Origin of the sequence: Sphingobacterium sp. G1-14, from assembly GCF_002196555.1 — a bacterium.
Taxonomy (GTDB): Bacteria; Bacteroidota; Bacteroidia; order Sphingobacteriales; family Sphingobacteriaceae; genus Sphingobacterium; species Sphingobacterium siyangense.
Genome location: NZ_CP021381.1, coordinates 3,597,712 through 3,615,915, shown reverse-complemented (window position 1 = coordinate 3,615,915; position 18,204 = coordinate 3,597,712). Strand labels below are relative to the sequence as shown.

13 protein-coding genes are annotated in these 18,204 nt (G+C 35.4%); all 13 read left to right on the top strand.

The features are described from left to right. The first annotated feature begins 369 nt into the window (after positions 1-369). The 13 genes from CBM24_RS15380 to CBM24_RS15320 all read left to right on the top strand — a co-directional run bounded on the left by CBM24_RS15380 (position 370) and on the right by CBM24_RS15320 (position 18,127). Positions 370-750: a YbjQ family protein gene (locus tag CBM24_RS15380; protein WP_088161848.1), complete on the top strand. Its 381-nt coding sequence runs from the start codon at positions 370-372 to the stop codon at positions 748-750. 118 nt (positions 751-868) lie between these two features. Beyond that, the gene (locus CBM24_RS15375) at positions 869-1,948 is read left to right on the top strand and encodes a PIN domain-containing protein (RefSeq protein WP_088161847.1); all 1,080 of its coding nucleotides are present in this window, start codon (positions 869-871) and stop codon (positions 1,946-1,948) included. 21 nt (positions 1,949-1,969) lie between these two features. Further along, positions 1,970-2,488 carry a hypothetical protein gene (locus CBM24_RS15370; RefSeq protein ID WP_088161846.1) on the top strand — a complete coding sequence of 173 codons (519 nt, stop codon included), beginning with the start codon at positions 1,970-1,972 and terminating at the stop codon, positions 2,486-2,488. Positions 2,489-2,627: 139 nt separating this feature from the next. Continuing rightward, on the top strand, positions 2,628-6,893 hold the full coding sequence (locus tag CBM24_RS15365) for an NACHT domain-containing protein (protein ID WP_088161845.1): 4,266 nt from the start codon (positions 2,628-2,630) through the stop codon (positions 6,891-6,893). Positions 6,894-7,084: 191 nt separating this feature from the next. After that, entirely contained in the window at positions 7,085-7,792 is a 708-nt protein-coding gene (locus tag CBM24_RS15360) for a hypothetical protein (RefSeq protein WP_157698473.1), read from the top strand. Positions 7,793-7,986: 194 nt separating this feature from the next. Further along, a complete protein-coding gene (locus tag CBM24_RS15355) occupies positions 7,987-8,169 on the top strand; it encodes a heavy metal-binding domain-containing protein (protein WP_088161843.1) in 183 nt (60 codons plus the stop codon). A gap of 111 nt (positions 8,170-8,280) precedes the next feature. Next, positions 8,281-11,331: a TrlF family AAA-like ATPase gene (locus CBM24_RS15350; protein ID WP_088161842.1), complete on the top strand. Its 3,051-nt coding sequence runs from the start codon at positions 8,281-8,283 to the stop codon at positions 11,329-11,331. A 206-nt stretch (positions 11,332-11,537) separates the two neighbouring features. After that, a complete protein-coding gene (locus CBM24_RS15345) occupies positions 11,538-12,125 on the top strand; it encodes a restriction endonuclease (protein WP_088161841.1) in 588 nt (195 codons plus the stop codon). Positions 12,126-12,416: 291 nt separating this feature from the next. Further along, positions 12,417-13,964 carry an IS21 family transposase gene (gene istA, locus CBM24_RS15340; protein WP_088160577.1) on the top strand — a complete coding sequence of 516 codons (1,548 nt, stop codon included), beginning with the start codon at positions 12,417-12,419 and terminating at the stop codon, positions 13,962-13,964. 27 nt (positions 13,965-13,991) lie between these two features. After that, entirely contained in the window at positions 13,992-14,711 is a 720-nt protein-coding gene (gene istB, locus CBM24_RS15335) for an IS21-like element helper ATPase IstB (protein ID WP_088160576.1), read from the top strand. Positions 14,712-14,774: 63 nt separating this feature from the next. Then, complete coding sequence (locus CBM24_RS15330; protein ID WP_088161840.1) at positions 14,775-15,287, top strand: hypothetical protein; 513 nt, start codon at positions 14,775-14,777, stop codon at positions 15,285-15,287. A 55-nt stretch (positions 15,288-15,342) separates the two neighbouring features. Beyond that, positions 15,343-16,989 (top strand): ATP-dependent nuclease, encoded by a 1,647-nt coding sequence (locus tag CBM24_RS15325; RefSeq protein ID WP_088161839.1) that lies wholly within the window; start codon positions 15,343-15,345, stop codon positions 16,987-16,989. Beyond that, positions 16,976-18,127, top strand: a complete 1,152-nt coding sequence (locus CBM24_RS15320; RefSeq protein ID WP_198385918.1) for a UvrD-helicase domain-containing protein — start codon at positions 16,976-16,978, stop codon at positions 18,125-18,127. The genes CBM24_RS15325 and CBM24_RS15320 overlap by 14 nt, the downstream gene beginning before the upstream one ends. Positions 18,128-18,204: the final 77 nt, after the last annotated feature.

Sequence of the window (18,204 nt, the reverse complement as noted above, 5' to 3'; positions counted from 1 at the left end):
ATTATTAGGATATAATTTTTGAACAACATTTTATAAGAAATGAACAACAATTATCTCAACTAATCTCACGATCTTTACAGTAGATGAATGCCCAAAGCCGGTTAACATCTAGCCCAAGCGGACATCTAGCCAAAATTGCCTCCCTCGACGGTTAACGAGGGAGGCCTTTTTGTTTATTTTATTGTCTTATTAAAACCGTTGAGTAAATCGGATACGGTTTCCCGTAACCAATCCTACTTTCAAATCAATACCTTAGCCTTACAGTTTGTAATAATCTTGAGAGTTAATATCTGTAAACATATTAATTCAGAATAAATAATGTATATTAGGCTTGGGTATTAACCTTGCCCGATTGAAAAGTATAATGCCATGATAGTAACCACGACCAATTCCATCGAAGGGAGGGAGATTTCACGCTATAATGATCCAATAGCTGCCAATGTTGTTATCGGCACCAATATCTTTAGCGATATAGGAGCGAGCTATGTCGATTTCTTTGGCGGTCGCTCTACCAGCCATGAGAAGAAGATGCAGGAAATGTACAAGCGTGTCAGCGAAACGCTCAAGCAACGCGCACAGGCAATCCGTGCTGATGCTATTATTGGACTTAGTGTAGATATCGAAGAAATCTCCGGAAATGAGAGCCAGATGTTTATGATTACGGCAGTGGGTACACCGGTACATCTTAAAGAAGTTGCTCGCGTTCCTGTGGAGAGGCAGTATGATCTATTGGAACGCAAATTGATTTAGCAAAAGGTCCGAGCACTATATTCTAGAATAAAGATGGGAAATTTTAACGCTATTTTAGTAATTCTTGCTTTTGTATAAAAAAGTTGATTTTACACTCATATTTTGAATAAAAACTATCATGTTAATATTTATCGATACTAATATATTTTTTAGGAATTGGAAATTGAAAAATGCCGATTTTTCTTTTCTATTTAATTTCATCACGAATGAAAATGGTGTATTGCTATTGTCAGAATTGGTTGTTTCGGAAATAGAGTCAATAAGGAATAGGGAACTTGAAGCATCTAAATTACAATTAGAAAAATGTATTAAATCCATCGATTCAATGTGTGAAAGTCCTTTAAAGATAGATATATCAGCTATAACAAAATCATATAGTTTTAAAGATATTTTGGCGCAGAAATTGGATCCAGAATTTATTAGATATATTGATTATAGTTCTATATCCCAGGAGGTGGTGGTTCGAAGAGCCATGGATCGTGTTCGTCCTTTTAAAGAGGGTGAAAAAGGATATAGGGATACGTTAATTTGGTTATCGCTATTGAATTACTTATCGGTCAACGAAATCAAAGAAAATGTTGCCTTCATTAGTAATAATTCTGATGATTTTTTAAATTCAAGAAAGACAGATTTTCATGCTGATTTAATCAAGGATATCGAAGCAATAAAACTTAACTGTTCTATTATTCCATATAGCAGTTTATTTAATTTTATTGATAAAAATGTTGATAAAAATGAACATCTAATCGCTCACAGTGAATTGGATGAGATCGAAGACCTTATTGAGGAATATACTATTGATTATTTGAACAATTGGTCGACAGAGGAACTTAAAATATCACTTCACTCTACTTATCCCCAAATATCATCCCTCTTATCTATTGATGATCATGAATTTATAATAGATGAGGGTATGGAAGACGGAACTATAGAGAGTAAAGAGCATATTAAAGGACGTATTGTTTATGTCAGCTATAATTACAATCTACGGATATGTACCTTAAAAATAACAATTTCACGTGAAGAGTATAATAGGGTTCAATATACAGTGCCTATTTGGCACAATGTAGAGGAGCTAGGGGAAGATTATTCTCAAATCGAAATCTACTGCAGAATTTATCTTTCATCTAGTTTTGAATATGATATGGAAAACAAAACTATAGATGGTTTTAGTGTAAATAGAATTGGATATCGTTAACACTTTTATAGCACGCCACTTATGAATTTAAAAGATATCCAAAAACAATTTAACCTTGATCAGGTATGGATCATGACCATACAGGCATCTTTCCAGAGAGCAAAAGTATACAGAGGCCATACAAGTAAAGATCAACGAAAACGTGAATTGAGGAAACAGATTGAAGATTTGGCTCATCAATATGATAAAGTGGTTTCAGATGAGCAGCACATCCAAAATATTCTATCGCTGAGGTGTCAGGACGATATTGGACTGAACATTAATTTCGGTGTCGCTCAAAAACTCTTGAATCTTTATCTTAAATATTTATGGACATTGGGGTATTTGCAATATCCACCCCCTCACTTTCCCGTCGATCGAATGATTCAACAGGCATTAAAATATGAATTCTTATTTAACTGGACAGAATTGAATAATGTCGAAACCTATAAACGATTTATTGAATTTGCCAAAGTTAGGATGAGTAAAGAATCATTTGATTCTATAGCTGAGTTAGAATTGGCAATATACAATGATTGGATTAATCAAAATGGGAAGTAAAAATATAATTTAGTTATTAGACTGAACAAAATGCATAGGTGAATTAAGAACTCCAGCTAAAAATAAATCCGATTAATTATTTCTGTAAAATCCATTATCTTTAAGCCTAGCGGACTATTATCTAACTATTGTGAATTCTATGATTGAAGAGTGGTTATATCTTACTAAGACCTATAAAGTGGCTGGTGCTCGAGCCAAGTTTGAAGAAATTTGTAAATCTCTTTATAAAAAGAAATTTCCTAGAGACAATGTAAAAGGAGTGAGGGTTGTTGTTGGAGATGGGGGGATTGATGTTTTTATAGGTAACTATGGTGTTGATCCTATTACAGTAGTTCAATGTAAATTCTTTATAAATGGAATCGGACAATCACAAGAGAAACAAATAAGAGAATCTTTTAAGACAGTAGTTGATTCTAATGATTTTACCTGCTCCAAATGGATTCTGTGTATTCCTGTCGAATTATCTGTAAAAGAACATAAATGGTGGGCAGGATGGAAAGCGAGAAAGGAAGAGATATATGGTGAGGATTTTATTGAATTGCAAGATGGTGCAGATTTGATTGATGATCTGAAACGATTTGACCTTTATGATACCGTTTTCGATGAACATTTAAAGAATAAGATAACGGACATTCATGATTTTTTAATAAATTCTAAAACCGATGTAGAATCGGAGTTTTTTTCAGCATCAACCCATCTTGCCAACCTGAAAAACTACTTTTCGGATGAAAGGGAGACTCATATTTTAAGAACAGAAACTAATAAGATTTTAGAATGGGTTACGTCAGACTTAGCCGGAAAAAGCCTCGAAGAAAAGATACTTATAGTTAAAGGAAAGAAGGGAATCGGGAAATCAACTATTCTAAGGGACACCTATTCGATCTTAAAAGATTCCGACAACATGCTAGTTCTCGGAATAAAATGCGACCAATATTATGGTAAAAACATACGTGATCTATATAAAGTACTATTTCAGACCATATCATCTTTACAAGAATTAGAAAAATATATTGCTTCTTCTGGAAAATCCTGTGTCATTTTACTGGATCAACTGGATGCGCTATCCCAAACACTGTCGTCTGATAGATCATACCTTTCAACTTATATCCGATTTATTGAAGAATTGATGTCTTTAAAAGATATACGTATCATAATATCATCGCGGTCTTATGACCTTCAATATGACGCAGAATTAAAACGATATAATGACAGCAGTTTTATAACGAAAATAAGTGTAGATCACCTATTAGAGGAAGATGTACGTTCAACTTTAAGAACTTTAAAAATAGAAAATGTAAGCGAACGTTTGGTAAACCTTCTTACCATTCCATACAATTTAGAGTTATTTACTAAAATACCTGATGTCAATAAGCTATTGCAGAAGAATAGATCTGTAAGCATTTCAAAAATCTATGATGAATTATGGAAACAGGTATTATCCAATAAAGATTTTTTAATAACGGAGTGCCTAGATTTTATCGTACATCAAATGTATGAGATTACACCAAATTTAGTCTCTGAGACCTTACTAACTAAATATATAAAGGAAATTGATTATTTATTATCCCATAATATTTTGGTTAGAAATTTAGGTAAACTGTCGTTTTTTCATCAGTCTTTTTATGAATACTACCTGGCTAGATGGTTCGTCTGCTCCGATATGAATCTAATTGAATATATTTTTGAAGAAGATCAAAGTCTATATGTTCGTTCACAAGTGAAAACAGTTATCGAATACCTTCGTGAGTCAAATCACCCAAAATACATAAGCCTATATGAGGAGATTCTCACACATGACAAAATTAGATTTCATATTAAATATTTATTTATTATCCAACTAGGTTGTGTTGAAGTACCTTCTAAAAAAGAACAAAGAGTAGTCGTTGATATTGTACTGCCGACTTTCAATGCGATGTTCTTGGAAGTGGTTGATTCTAAAGGATGGCTAGATTTTCTATTTGATAATTATCTTTTGTCCGGCAGTGAAGGAGAGATTTATAATATGTTCTTTAGAAATGTAAATTATAATCCCTATGCAGTATTATTTAATATTGAAGGAAGCAATTTTCCCAGTAAAAATGAAATGATTAAGGGGCTAATTCCTAATATTGAGAATTGGGACAATGAACTTCTTCAGTCATTTGAGAAATATTATCCTTATAGCAAAGATACTGAGCTTTGGTATTTCAATACTTTAAAAAAAATAGCGCCATTCCATATAATATTTGTTTTTCAAAAACTCCGCCCCGTAGTTCTAAAGGAAAGAGATAAAAATGAGAGAATTACGTTTGATCACAGATACGATAAATTAATTGATGTATTGTATAAGATTGATGCAAAAGCAACATGTGAATTTCTACTTGGTATTCAGCTTGATTTATTAGAATCGACAAAGTATCCTTATTTCGAATTTTATCCTAAAATTACCAGCCCCTTATTCCATTCATATGTCTATAAAAATCGAATCAGATATATACATTCCGCTGATGAAAAATCATTAGAGCATTATTTGATCAAATTTTACCAAAATTGTAATAATGAGTGTTTTAATGTGTTTTTTGATAAATATAAAACAAGTAATTATGTTCCGATACTTACGACTTTAGCGAAAATCTTAAAAGACAGAATAGACCATCCGACAAGTAAAATTATCGACTTATTGGTATTAATAGAATCCAAGAACGGGTTTATTGGACCCGATGATTTTTTTCAACTATCCGTAAGAAGACTAATTGCTAAAACTATTTGCTTACTAAATGATGATCAATATATTCTAGTAAAAGGCATAATTAATAAAATCTCACATCCATGTGAGATTTACATAAGTGTGGAGAAGAATAGAAAAGTTTATAGTCTTAATATCGGAAGAAAGAAATATCTTTTTATTAAATCTCTACCAAAGGAAATTTTCCTTAAAGATCAAGCATTGTGGACTGAGCTTAAAATGTTAGAAAGACGATTTGGGGATTTAGATCACAATAAATCTCTAGATGAAAGTTCATCAAGACTGGGAGTTGTTAGGGCTCCATTACCGAATGTAAATTACAATAAATTAACTGACATAGGCTGGCTGTTCAGTATGGAGGTTATTGATGAAAATTTTCAACCAAAGGATTTTTTAGCAGGAAGCTTAGTAGAACATGCTAGGGCTTTTGAAAGTAAGGTTTCTCAAAATCCTGAATATTTCTACCCATTAATTGAGCAACTATTTTCTGAAAAAGTTTCACAAGCGTATATTTCATATGGAATCTCGGGGTTGATCAAATCCAAATTTGATCCTGATAAGGTGTCAAATGCGATCCACCATTTTATTAATCTTGACCTGAAAGCTGAGTATCGATTGTATACAATCTGGAATTTAGATTATTTATTTGAGCATAGATTAATTAGTGATTCGATTGTTAATTTTCTTATTTCTTCAATTGGTTCAATCTATAGTGATTCTATTGACGCTGAAAATCCTAATAAAAATTATACTGTTTCAACTCCAGCTGCAATTTGCGATAGACTCTTTTCGTTAACTCAATATTCTCAGTATGAAGAACAAGTTTTCTCTACTATTGAGTTTTTGGTTGATTATCCAGAAGAGGTCGCTGATGAGGTATTATGTGAGATTATGACAGAGCTATATTATCTTAATCAATGGAATATCGATAGGTCTTTTAATATTTTCAAAAAGTTAGTCAGCCATAACAAAGAGTCTATTCTAAAATGTTCCAGTAATTCTGCCCACTTTTTTAATCATAAGTTTCATCATCAAATGCAATTTTACTTTGATGAAGTTTTAAAATATCCTAATTTATACGAACACTGTTATGTTTTTGTCAGTAGCTGGTTAATTGAGTCAATTAGTGACTTTGCAATTTATGATAGCTTTTTAAAACTAGGCAAAGATGCTGCTAAATGCGCATTAACAGTAGCAGAAGAGTTTTTGATAAATGAAGAAGGAGTCAACTTTCGTGCTTTGGATGTTATCGAGCATTGTTTGTCATTTGAGTACGATGATCTTTCAGGTAGAATATCGTGTATTGTTTTGAGAAAATTTAAAATTGAATATTTTCAAGAGCTTTCCAGCTTTATAAAAAAATATATAAGTACTATTCATTTCGCTCGCGATCCCAGATATTTATTATTATATCTGACAGAATGTTCGGCGGCATATCCATTGGAATGCTTGAATTTAATAGACGAAATGATAATTCCAGAAAATGTTGATATTGCAAAGAGGGGCTATTTGGACGATGAGCCACTAACATTGATCTTGGCCATATATTCCAAGCTGCAACAAGGACAATTAAGATATCGAAGCGAGAGGAAGCGAGCGCTAGATATATTCGATAGAATGTTAGGATTACCGGCTATTAGACAGAAAGCAACGAATGCGTTGGAAGAAGTGTTGCATTAAATCTGTTTTTGATAAAATATCCTCGAAGTTTAAGACTTAATATTGCACTTAGGTGGTTTGGCGATAGATAGAGTTCTGCATTGTTTTGACAGTCTTAGGAACTGTATCAATAACGATATAACTCAATTACATGGATTTACATTTTCTATATTCAATGAAACTTAAAGATTATAAGCGATAACACTTAGATAATGACAAAGAAACTAATGAAACTTTCAGCGAATAGAGCGTTAATTAATTATTCCTGCGAAGAACTCTCTTATACCAAAATGGTCTATAATCTTAGCCCAGCTAAATTTGGAAGAACATATGGCTTAGGATTTATAGCTTTTTATCTGTTTAGTTTAATAGTCTATAATTTCTTCTATTTTTCTATAGATGACGCAAAAACTTTATTTGGTCTTTCGGTACCCGCTATTCTTTTGAATTTCTTGTGGTTTTCCAGTGCTATTTTTTTGCGAAGAGGTAGAGAAAAAAAATGGTTACGACAATATAGTAATGGCAAAGGTTTAAAATTTTCTGATGCATTATTCATGTGCAGAATTGAAAAGATTGAACATAAAATCCAGGAGCTCGAAATCAGTGCTGAACAAATTGCAGTAATTATTTCTGAATTGGATTCCCAGCGAAAAGAACAACTTTTTCAGTTAGGTACCTTCTTTGCTTTACTCGGAGGCGCAATAGCACTTGCAAATGATTCTTTAAAGGAGATTTTAAAGTTCTATCTACAGGCCAAGATACCAATGGTTGTATCAGCTGTACATATATTTATTATAGCACTTGTCGTACCTTTCACATATCTCATATTGACCTCCATGTACAAACTCGATTATGGTCAATGGAAGGTGAAAAGTACATTGAAAGAGATATTACAGGAAATCGAATTGAATAAATTATAAGGTTTGATCGTAGTGATTAAAACTGTAGCGCTTTGACTACGGTTTCCCGTAGCCAATCCTACTTTTAAACCAATACCTTAGCCTTACAGTTTGTAATAATCTTGAAAGTTAATATCTGTAAACATATTAATTCAGCATAAATAATGTATATTAGGCTTGGGTATTAACCTTGCCCGATTGAAAAGTATAATGCCATGATAGTAACCACGACCAATTCCATCGAAGGGAGGGAGATTTCACGCTATAATGATCCCCATGTTGTTGTCGGCACCACTGTCTTTAGCGATATAGGAGCGAGTTATGTAGATTTCTTTGGCGGTCGCTCTACCGGGTATGAGAAGAAGATGCAGGAAATGTACATGTGTTTTACGGAATGACTTAATTCCAATATACCAATATAGTGAAAGCAAAGTAAGACAATAAGCCAGTATATTGTATTTCTTCTTAATATAAAGTTTGGGTTATTAATTTTTTAATTTAATATAAATATGATTAGTAAAGGATCTGAGTGGAATATATGGGATTTACATGTTCATACTCCTGCATCAATTTTCCACAGATATGGAAACGATGATGACGTTTGGGAAAAATATCTTCTAGATTTGGAAAGTCTACCAAATGAATTTAAAGTAATAGGAGTAAATGATTACTTTTTTATTGATGGCTATGAAAGACTAATAAAGGAACAAAAGGAGAATGGACGTTTAAGAAATTTACTGCTATTTCCTGTTTTGGAATTTAGAATAGAAAAATTTGCTGGTATAGAGTTTAAAAATGTCAAAAGGATAAATTTTCATGTAATTTTTTCACCTGAGCTCTCAATAGAGACAATTAAAAGCCAATTTCTTAATACACTTGAACAATCGTATACACTAGAATCCGATGGTAGAACCTGGACGAGGGCTATTACAAAAGAAAGTGTTGAAGAATTAGGTCGCAAAATTAAAGAGGGTATTCCTGCGGACCAACTTATTCATTATGGGGCCGATTTAAGTGAAGGTTTTAATAATTTAAATCTGAAAGAAACCCAAATTTTTGAATCTTTAAAAAAGGATTGCTTTGACAATAAATATCTAATAGCGATTGGTAAAACAGAATGGGATGACTTAAAATGGACCGATGCTTCGATTGCACAAAAAAAATCAATAATCAATGATGCAAATATAGTTTTTACAGCTTCTGAGAATGTTGAAAAATTTATTGCAGCTAAGCAAAAATTGAAGTCTCAGAATGTGAATGATTTTCTATTTGATTGTAGTGACGCGCATTCATTTTCTTACGATAGTAAGGAGAAGGATAGAATTGGTAATTGCCTTAATTGGTTGAAGTCAGATATATCTTTTGATGGTCTAAGGCAAGTAGTTATTGAAAACGAAAGTAGACTATTTGTAGGTGAGCAACCTGAAATTCACAGTAAAATCAATGCTAATCGTACAAAGTATATTGAATCTATAAAAATTAATCAAGTTTCAGGCTATGATCCGACAAACCACGGAATTTGGTTTAGTAACGTTACAATACCAATAAACCCTGAATTAGTAGCAATTATAGGTAATAAAGGTAATGGTAAAAGTGCTTTAGCAGATATAATCAGTTTATGTGGAAACTACGATGGAGAACATGACGATTTTTCGTTTTTAAATAAAAAACGATTCGGTGATAAAAACAGTCAAATATCAAAAAATTTTGAAGCGACGGTAAATTGGTTAAGCGGAAATTCAGATACGAAAAATTTGAGCGAAAGGGTAGACCATTCATTTAATCCAAAAATCAAATATCTACCTCAAGGCTATTTTGAAAGAATTACAAATGAATCATTGGACGACTTTAATAAAGAAATTGAAAATGTTGTGTTTACGCATTTAAGTGATGAGGAAAAATTAGGTAAAACAAATTTTAAAGAACTAATTGATTATAAAAACAGTGTAAGTAAGGAAGAAATTTTAAAGATTAAATCGAAGCTAAATCTTTTAAACGAATCTATTTTCAAAAAGCAAAAAAAGCTAAATCCTATATTTATCAAAAATATTGAAGAGCTCATTAAGCAAAAAGAGGCCGAATTAGGTGCATTGATTGAGCCTATTGAAATTAAGAATCCAAATGATAACTCTAGTAATACTGAACAAAATGCGAAAGTAAATGAGACTCTAACGAAATTAAATGCGGATATAATTAAACAAGAAAAGACAATAAAAGAAACAGAGGAATTTAAAAAAAATATTCACTTAGAAATAAATGAATTAAAATCAATAAAACAACGTATTGAAAATAAAATTAAAGATATAGAAGACTTTAAGAGTAGCTTAAGATCTGATCTCCTTAGATATCCTGAAATTGAATCAGATAAATTAATAGGTATTTACTCAAATCTAGAAAGTCTAACTTCCCTAATTTCTGAAAAATCCTCTAAATACCATGAATTCCAAGAACTTTTAGGAGAGTTACCTTCTGAGAAAGTAAATTTTAAATCATACAAGCTTTTATTAAACGAACTCTTATCTGAAAGAGCTCAAATTCAAAAAACTTTAGGGGAAGCAGACAAAACATATCAAAAGTATCTTTTAGATAAAAAGGAATGGGAAAACAATAAATCAAAAATTATTGGAAATATTGCTACTCCAGACAGTTTAGAGTATTATAAACGTGAGCTTAATTATATTAAAACCGAACTTGCGAATGATATTGAGAATGAAAAGAATGATAGATTGAAAATAACTGAGAAAATATTCGAACTGAAAGAGAATGTTTTAAATACTTATAAAATTGTAAAGCAAAAAATCGATTCAATAATTCATGAAAATGCAGATTTGTTGTCTGCATATCCTATAAAAATTGAAGCGGCGTTCTCATTAACCCAAAATTTTCAAAAAAGATTTTTGGATTTCATCTCTTTAAATAAGTCAGGTACTTATTATGGAAAAGAAAATTCTGAAATACAACTAAAAAGATTATTAGATAATATTGATCTTGATATTTTTGACGGTGTATCGGATTTATTAGATGTATTAGTGCATTCGTTATTTAAGGATTTAAAAAGTGAAAATAAATTTACTTACATTGAAGATCAAGTTGATGACGTTGTTGCCCTATACGATTATTTGTTCTCGCTAGATTTCCTTGATTACAATTATGAATTAAGACAAGGTTCAAAAAATCTAAATCAATTATCTCCTGGGGAGAAAGGAGCATTATTATTAATCTTTTATTTACTTTTGGACAATAATGACATACCTTTAATCATAGATCAACCCGAAGATAATTTAGATAATCATAGCGTCGCAAACATACTCGTACCATTCATCAAAAAGGCGAAGTCTAAAAGACAAATCATCTTAGTCACGCATAACCCCAATTTAGCGGTTGTTGCAGATGCTGAACAGATTATTTATACGGAATTGGATAAGGAAAACAATTATAAATTTTCTTTTAAATCAGGAGCGATCGAAAATCCTGTAATAAATGATTGTATTGTAAAAGTATTAGAAGGAGCGATGCCCGCTTTTAATAAGAGAAAAATGAAGTATTACGGAGATAATTAATTTTATTTTAAAGATTACTACTAACATTAGCATTCAGTCTAGTTTTGGTGGAAACTCTCGTATTAGCGATATATACAGATGTTGGCGACCAAATTTTATTTTTTGTATATTAACACTATTATATTATCAGTTAGAACTATATCGAATTGGAGTCAGGGCAATTCAAGTAGCTACAGCTTAGTATTTTGATAATATGGAACCTAGCCATGAATAGAGAAGAAATTATTGAAACATATTTCAAACTTTCAGATGAAACCCAACATTCTATCGGCATAGAGAAACGTAGAAGAGGGAAGGAATTTGAGCTTCTTCTTTCGAATTTGCTTGAAATTGAGGGGCTGGAACCTAAGGGTAGTTTTAGACCAATAGGGGAAGAGATGGATGGATCATTTGTTTTTAATCAACAAACTTATCTTCTAGAAGCGAAATGGGAAGCAAAACCTTTATCAGCTTCAAGTATTTATCAATTTAGAGGTAAGGTAGACGGGAAATTGGTTGGAACAATTGGAGTTTTTATTTCAATGTCTGGCTATTCGAATGAATGTGTTGACGCATTAATATATGGAAAGTCGCTTAATATTATTCTATTTGATAAAAACGATTTTGAGAAATGCTTGCATAGAGTTAATGGGTTTTCGATTGGTTTGATGGAAAAGCTTCGTGCTGCTGCACAATCCGGAGTACCTTTTTTTCCGTTAACTTCAATAGTAATTGCTGATGAATTTAAAAATATTGACATCGATTGCATAATCCGGAGGATATGCACCCAATATCCGGCTGTTAATCCAGGCTGAAAAGGAGCTGATATCTCTGCCATTCCGGCATTTATGCACCCAAAAACAGCGTAAAGGGAGCTGTTTAGGGAGAAATTCGGAGCTGCTCCGTCGTGATTCCGGAGGATATGCACCCAGCAGGTGGATCGGGGTATAGATCCGGGACGATTCCGGAGCATGTGCACCCAGAAAAGGCACGATAACCGTTGTTTTGATCTACATAAACAGCGATTCCGGAGGATATGCACCCAGTTGGACCCTATTATTTTCTGTGCTTTTTGTTTAATTGCCAATTCCATCAAGAAAAGGCATATGGCAGGAAAAACAAAAAGAATGAGCACGATAAAACAATTACTCCGTTTACATCTCCAGGGGCTGTCCAACCGTAAGATTGCCGAGCAGATCGGTCTTTATAAGGGTACGGTGAACCGTTATGTCCAGAAGTTACAGGTCATCAGCCGCCCTGTCGGAGAACTGCTGGATATGGAAGAACCTGTTCTGGAGAGGCTTTTTACGGCAGGATCCCCCGCCTACCTACAGGACCGTTTCGAAGACTTCAAGCCTCTTATACCATATCTGGAAAAAGAACTCGGCCGCAAACACGTTACCCGCAAACTGCTCTGGGAAGAGTACCGTGCGGAGCACCCTGATGGCTACGGTTATTCGCAGTTCTGTCACCATCTGAACCAATTATCGGTAGCCCGCAGGGGCAGCGCGGTCTTCCAGCACGACCCGGCACACCGATTACAGGTTGACTTTGTGGGCGATACGCCGGGTTATATTGACCGCGACAGTGGGGAGATCATCAAGGTACAGGTGCTGGTTGCCGTCCTCCCATACTCCAATTATACCTTCGCCATGGCCGTTCCCACCCAGCACACCGACGACTTTCTATATGCGCTGGGAAAATGTCTGGAACATCTTGGAGGCGTACCTCAGGTACTCGTCCCGGACAATCTGAAAGCGGCCGTTATCCGGGCCGATAAATACGAACCGGTACTGAACAAAGTGATGGAGGACTTTGCCGAACACTATGGGCTGGTGGTCATTCCGGCAAGACCCCGTAAACCCCGGGACAAGCCCCATGCCGAGAACAGCGTACGGCTGATCTACCGCCGTGTGTTCGCCAAGCTTCGCAACAGGGTCTTTTTCTCCCTCTCGGAGCTCAATGCGGCGATCATGGAAAAAGTACGCGAGCATAACCAGACCCGTATGCAGCGTGAACCCGTAAGCCGGCAGGAGCGGTTCCTTGCTGATGAAAGGCACCTGCTCAGGCCCCTTCCCGAAAAACACTTTGAAAAACGGTATTATGCGGAGCTGACGGTAAACACCAACAACTGCGTCCTTCTTGGGCGTGACAGCCGACATTATTCGGTGCCCTTTGCCTATATCGGAAAGAAGACGCAGGTCATCTATACCCGCACACTGGTCAGTATCTACTGCGAGGGGAAAAAGATCGCCGTGCATCCACGGGAGATGGGCGCGGGATACACGACCCGTCAGGAGCACTTTGCCTCCAACAGCGGACACCAGATGCGCCGTAGCCCGGACTACTACATCGGTCTGGCAGCGCAGCGCTCTGCCGGGCTGGCCCGCCTGATCCGGCGCATCTTTGATACGGAGAATATCCCCGAACTGGCATTCAGGACCTGTGACGGGCTGCTCCAGCTGCAGCGCAAGACCCCGCCGGATATCTTTGAAGAGGCCTGCAGTATAGCCTACGACAATGATCTGCTGGGCTATAAACGCCTGAGCGGGATCATACGGCAGTGTGCCCTTTCCAGGGCACAGCAGACCTCGGAACAGACCGTTTTACTGCCCCGGCACGAAAATATCCGGGGCAAGGGCTACTACAGTTAATTACATAATCAGATAAAACATCAAAAAATGGAAGAACAAAAATCAAAGCTACAGGCATTACGGCTATCGGGTATGGCCGGATGCCTACAGACCCTTTATGAGACCCGGAAAATACATGAACTCTCGCTGATCGATGGCCTGCAGATGCTGATACAGGCCGAAAGCGATGTCCGCTGGAACAACCGCTACAGCAGGCTGCTCAAGAATGCAAACTTCCGCTACACGTCATCTCTGGAGCAGATCGATACAGGAGGGCATCGGGGGATCGACCCGGGTATGCTCAGCACACTTGCCGTGGGAAACTACATCAAAAACGGAGAATCCATCCTGATAACCGGCGCTACGGGCGTTGGTAAATCCATGCTGGCAACGGCTCTGGGCCATCAGGCCTGTAGGCAGGGCTACTCGGTGATGTACTACAATACCCAAAAGTTACTGCCTGCTCTAAAAGTCGCCAGACTGGAGGGAGCACTGATCAAAAGGCTGGAAAAGCTGGCAAAAGCGGATCTGCTCATCCTCGATGACTTCGGACTGACCGCGCTGGACGGCCAGCAGCAGAATGATATCATGGAAATAATCGAGGACAGGCATGCAAGAAAATCGACCATCATCGTCAGCCAGCTGCCCGTGGCAGCATGGTTCGACATCTTCCCCGAGCAGACAATAGCCGATGCCATACTCGATAGGATTGTGCATACGGCACACCGCTTTACTATAAAAGGTGAAAGCTTACGTAAAAAAAGGTAACTTTGTCATGCTGAACAAAAAGCACAGGAACTAAAACTGGGTGCATATCGCCGGAATCCCTGGGTGCATATCATCGGAATATGCATCGATCCGGGATCCTTATCCAAACTTGTCATTGTAACGGGGGGACAAGGTGATCAACAGATCATATCCTTTTTAGCCAGAAAAATTTTAGAATTAAATAAGATAGAACGAGAAGTAATAATAAGGACCGCGGGAGGAAAGTTGGCAATTGCAGCCTTGGTCAATGCTTTTGATGATTTTAGTGATGGTGAAATTCAAGATTTCATGCTAGTTGCTGATTCAGATGGTGAAATAGAAGATACTCAAAGAGTCTTAACCACTATGCTTAATGAAAATCTTGAACCGACCATTGTATTGCCTGATCCTGAAATTGAAGTATGGTTTCAGGAATTTAAAATCTATGATCGCAACGATATGATTGGATATGCTAAGCATCACAGAACTTCTGTTGGTATTATAAGAGAATATCTTCTTAATCGTGTTAATATTGATTATCTGCGGAACAGAGATGCTAGTTTTAAAAAATTTTACAAGGCTATTCTTGGTCTATAATAAGTAGCCTCAGCTTTTCACACTAAAAAACAACCAATAACCTTAAGACTAAATTATGCATATAAAAAAAGTCATTATTTCAAATTTTAAATCATATCGTAATCCGTTTTGCTTGGAGCTTGATAAAGGTCTTAACATTTTGGTCGGTAATAATGAAACTGGAAAATCCACGATTTTGGAAGCTATTCATTTGGCACTTTCAGGACTATCAAACGGAAGATATTTTTTAAATGATCTTTCAGAATATTATTTCAATTATGAAGCAGTACAGGAATATCTCAAAAGTTTGAGTTCCAGCAGACCTTTGCCTCCACCGGAAATTAGCATAGAAGTGTTTATCGGTGGTGACGATCTTCCATTATTTGAAGGTGACGAAAATAGTATTCAGAAAAACGAGTGTGGCATTTGTTTTAAAATTCAAATGGCGGAGAAGTATCGAGCAGAATACAACGAGTACATTGCTGAAGGAAACATTTCAGCACTTCCAATAGAGTTTTATGAGGTTAATTGGACTACCTGTGCGCGAGAATCTATAACTCCGCGAAAAATTCCAATAAAATCTGCACTAATCGATTCAAGTTCCGCTAGGTACAAAAATGGATCAGATGTTTATATCTCGCACATTGTACGTAACCACCTTGAAGACAAAGATAAAAATGGACTAACACAAGCACATCGAAGATTACAGACACAATTTGTCAAAGATGAATCGGTTAAAAATGTCAATGAGATAATTAGTTCCTTAGCTATAGATGGTTCAGCAGCGAAGCGTCTGAAGCTAACTGTAGATCTGTCGTCCAAAGATGCTTGGGAATCCAGCTTTGTGACATCAGTTGAAGAGATACCTTTTCAACACATTGGAAAAGGAGAACAAGCTGTTATTAAAACCAAACTTGCACTGGAGCATAAGAAATCAAAGGAAGCAAATATTATATTGATTGAAGAACCTGAAAACCATTTAGCCCATTCTAAATTAAATCAGCTTATTAAGGCTGTACAGGATAAATGTACCGAAAAGCAAATTTTAATTTCCACACATAGCAGTTTTGTTGCTAACAAACTTGGACTTGAAAAACTAATACTTATTGAGAATAAAATACCATTAAGGCTAAATAGTCTGTCTGAGGAGACACAAGACTTTTTTGCTAAGCTTCCTGGTTATAACACCCTCAGATTACTTTTATGTAAGAAGGCCATTCTTGTGGAGGGTGATTGCGATGAACTTTTGGTTCAACGTGCCTATATGGACAAAAATAAAGGAAGGTTACCGATAGAGGATGAAGTTGACGTGATTTCTGTTGGGACTAGTTTTAACAGATTCTTACATATAGCTGAAAAAATAAAAAAGTCTGTATGCGTAGTAACTGACACCGACGGAAATATAGATGCTTTGGAAAGAAAATATGCTAGCTATCTTGGTGATAATGCTAAGCCATTCATAAAAATTTGTTACGATAATATTATTGACTCAGGGAATCTAGTTGTAGGGGAAAAAAAGAAACCTTTCAATTATAATACATTAGAACCTAAATTTTTGAAAGTGAATAAGCAAAAGAAAGTAAATAGAATATTAGGACTAGAAAAAAGCGAGGATGAGTTGCATTTATATATGAGAGCAAACAAGACAATCTGTGCATTAAAAATATTTGAAACTACTGAAAAACTAGAATTCCCCAAATATATTTCTGATGCTATTGAATAATAAGTTATTGATATCTGTTGCCGGATCTGGTAAGACCACCTATCTTGTCCGTAGCGCTTTACGTATTAAGGATCCATTGTTGATTACGACTTTTACGGAAGCCAATGAAAAGGAAATAAGAAAAAAATTTTGTGAAATAAATGGACACATTCCCGCAAATGTGACCATTCAAACATGGTTCTCATTCTTGATCCAACATGGTGTAAAGCCATACCAGGGATCAGTATTCACGGAAAAAATAAACGGTTTATTGTTAGTTAATGAGGCATCAGGGATCAAATTTACAACGAAGACGGGCATAAAAGTGCAATATTCAGAAGCAGAAGAATTTGAAAAGCACTACTTTTCTAAGAATGGTAAGATCTATTCGGATAAGCTCTCGAAGTTCGTGATTCGTTGCAATGAAAAGTCGGGTGGCTTAGTGATTAAGAGACTTGCCAAGATCTTCAAAAATATCTATTTCGATGAGGTTCAGGATCTCGCTGGTAATGATTTAGAGCTGCTAAAATTGATATTTAAAACTAATATAAAAACAATTTTAGTAGGGGATCCAAGACAAGTCACCTATCTGACACATAATGAACGGAAAAATAGTCAATACAGAGATGGAAATATTAAACAGTTTATTTTAGATAAATGCAGTAAATATTGTATGGTTGACGAACAAATTCTTCGTTATTCTCATAGAAATAGTGCTGAAATTTGTGGTTTTTCTTCTCTTTTATATCCAGAATTTGAAAAAAGTAGACCCTGTGAATGTTGCGAGTGTAGAAGTGGAATAAATGATCATTCTGGTGTCTATCTTATTAAAAGTACGGATATTGAAAAATACTGTTTAGAGTTCAATCCTGTCGTTTTAAGGCATCAATTAGCTGTAGAACCTGAATGGAATTTTGGAAACTGTAAAGGCTTAGGTTTTGATAGGGTTTTAATTTATCCTACAGGTCCAATTAGAGATTTTTTAAAGACAGGCTTACTTACAAAAAAAGTAAAAGATCGGTCAGGTTCAATCAAAGAAAAATACTCTTTAGATCGGGCAAAATTCTATGTGGCTTTGACCAGGGCGAGATATAGCGTTGCAATTGTATGTGATTATGATGAAAACGATATTTTCATTTCTGGGCTTAAAAAATATTAATAAATAATTCTCCTGCTTCAAAAGTTCAAAGGTAGAAGTTTGTCTCCTAACGATAGCGTTCTAGCATTAAGGGAGTG

Excerpts from the sequence above, each read along its gene's own strand:
- CBM24_RS15345 (WP_088161841.1), top strand. The coding sequence starts at position 11,538 with ATGAATAGAGAAGAAATTATTGAAACATATTTCAAACTTTCAGATGAA.
- CBM24_RS15355 (WP_088161843.1), top strand. The coding sequence starts at position 7,987 with ATGATAGTAACCACGACCAATTCCATCGAAGGGAGGGAGATTTCACGC.
- CBM24_RS15360 (WP_157698473.1), top strand. The coding sequence starts at position 7,085 with ATGACAAAGAAACTAATGAAACTTTCAGCGAATAGAGCGTTAATTAAT.
- CBM24_RS15350 (WP_088161842.1), top strand. The coding sequence starts at position 8,281 with ATGATTAGTAAAGGATCTGAGTGGAATATATGGGATTTACATGTTCAT.
- CBM24_RS15375 (WP_088161847.1), top strand. The coding sequence starts at position 869 with ATGTTAATATTTATCGATACTAATATATTTTTTAGGAATTGGAAATTG.
- CBM24_RS15370 (WP_088161846.1), top strand. The coding sequence starts at position 1,970 with ATGAATTTAAAAGATATCCAAAAACAATTTAACCTTGATCAGGTATGG.
- CBM24_RS15325 (WP_088161839.1), top strand. The coding sequence starts at position 15,343 with ATGCATATAAAAAAAGTCATTATTTCAAATTTTAAATCATATCGTAAT.
- istB (WP_088160576.1), top strand. The coding sequence starts at position 13,992 with ATGGAAGAACAAAAATCAAAGCTACAGGCATTACGGCTATCGGGTATG.
- CBM24_RS15380 (WP_088161848.1), top strand. The coding sequence starts at position 370 with ATGATAGTAACCACGACCAATTCCATCGAAGGGAGGGAGATTTCACGC.
- CBM24_RS15365 (WP_088161845.1), top strand. The coding sequence starts at position 2,628 with ATGATTGAAGAGTGGTTATATCTTACTAAGACCTATAAAGTGGCTGGT.
- CBM24_RS15320 (WP_198385918.1), top strand. The coding sequence starts at position 16,976 with ATGCTATTGAATAATAAGTTATTGATATCTGTTGCCGGATCTGGTAAG.
- istA (WP_088160577.1), top strand. The coding sequence starts at position 12,417 with ATGGCAGGAAAAACAAAAAGAATGAGCACGATAAAACAATTACTCCGT.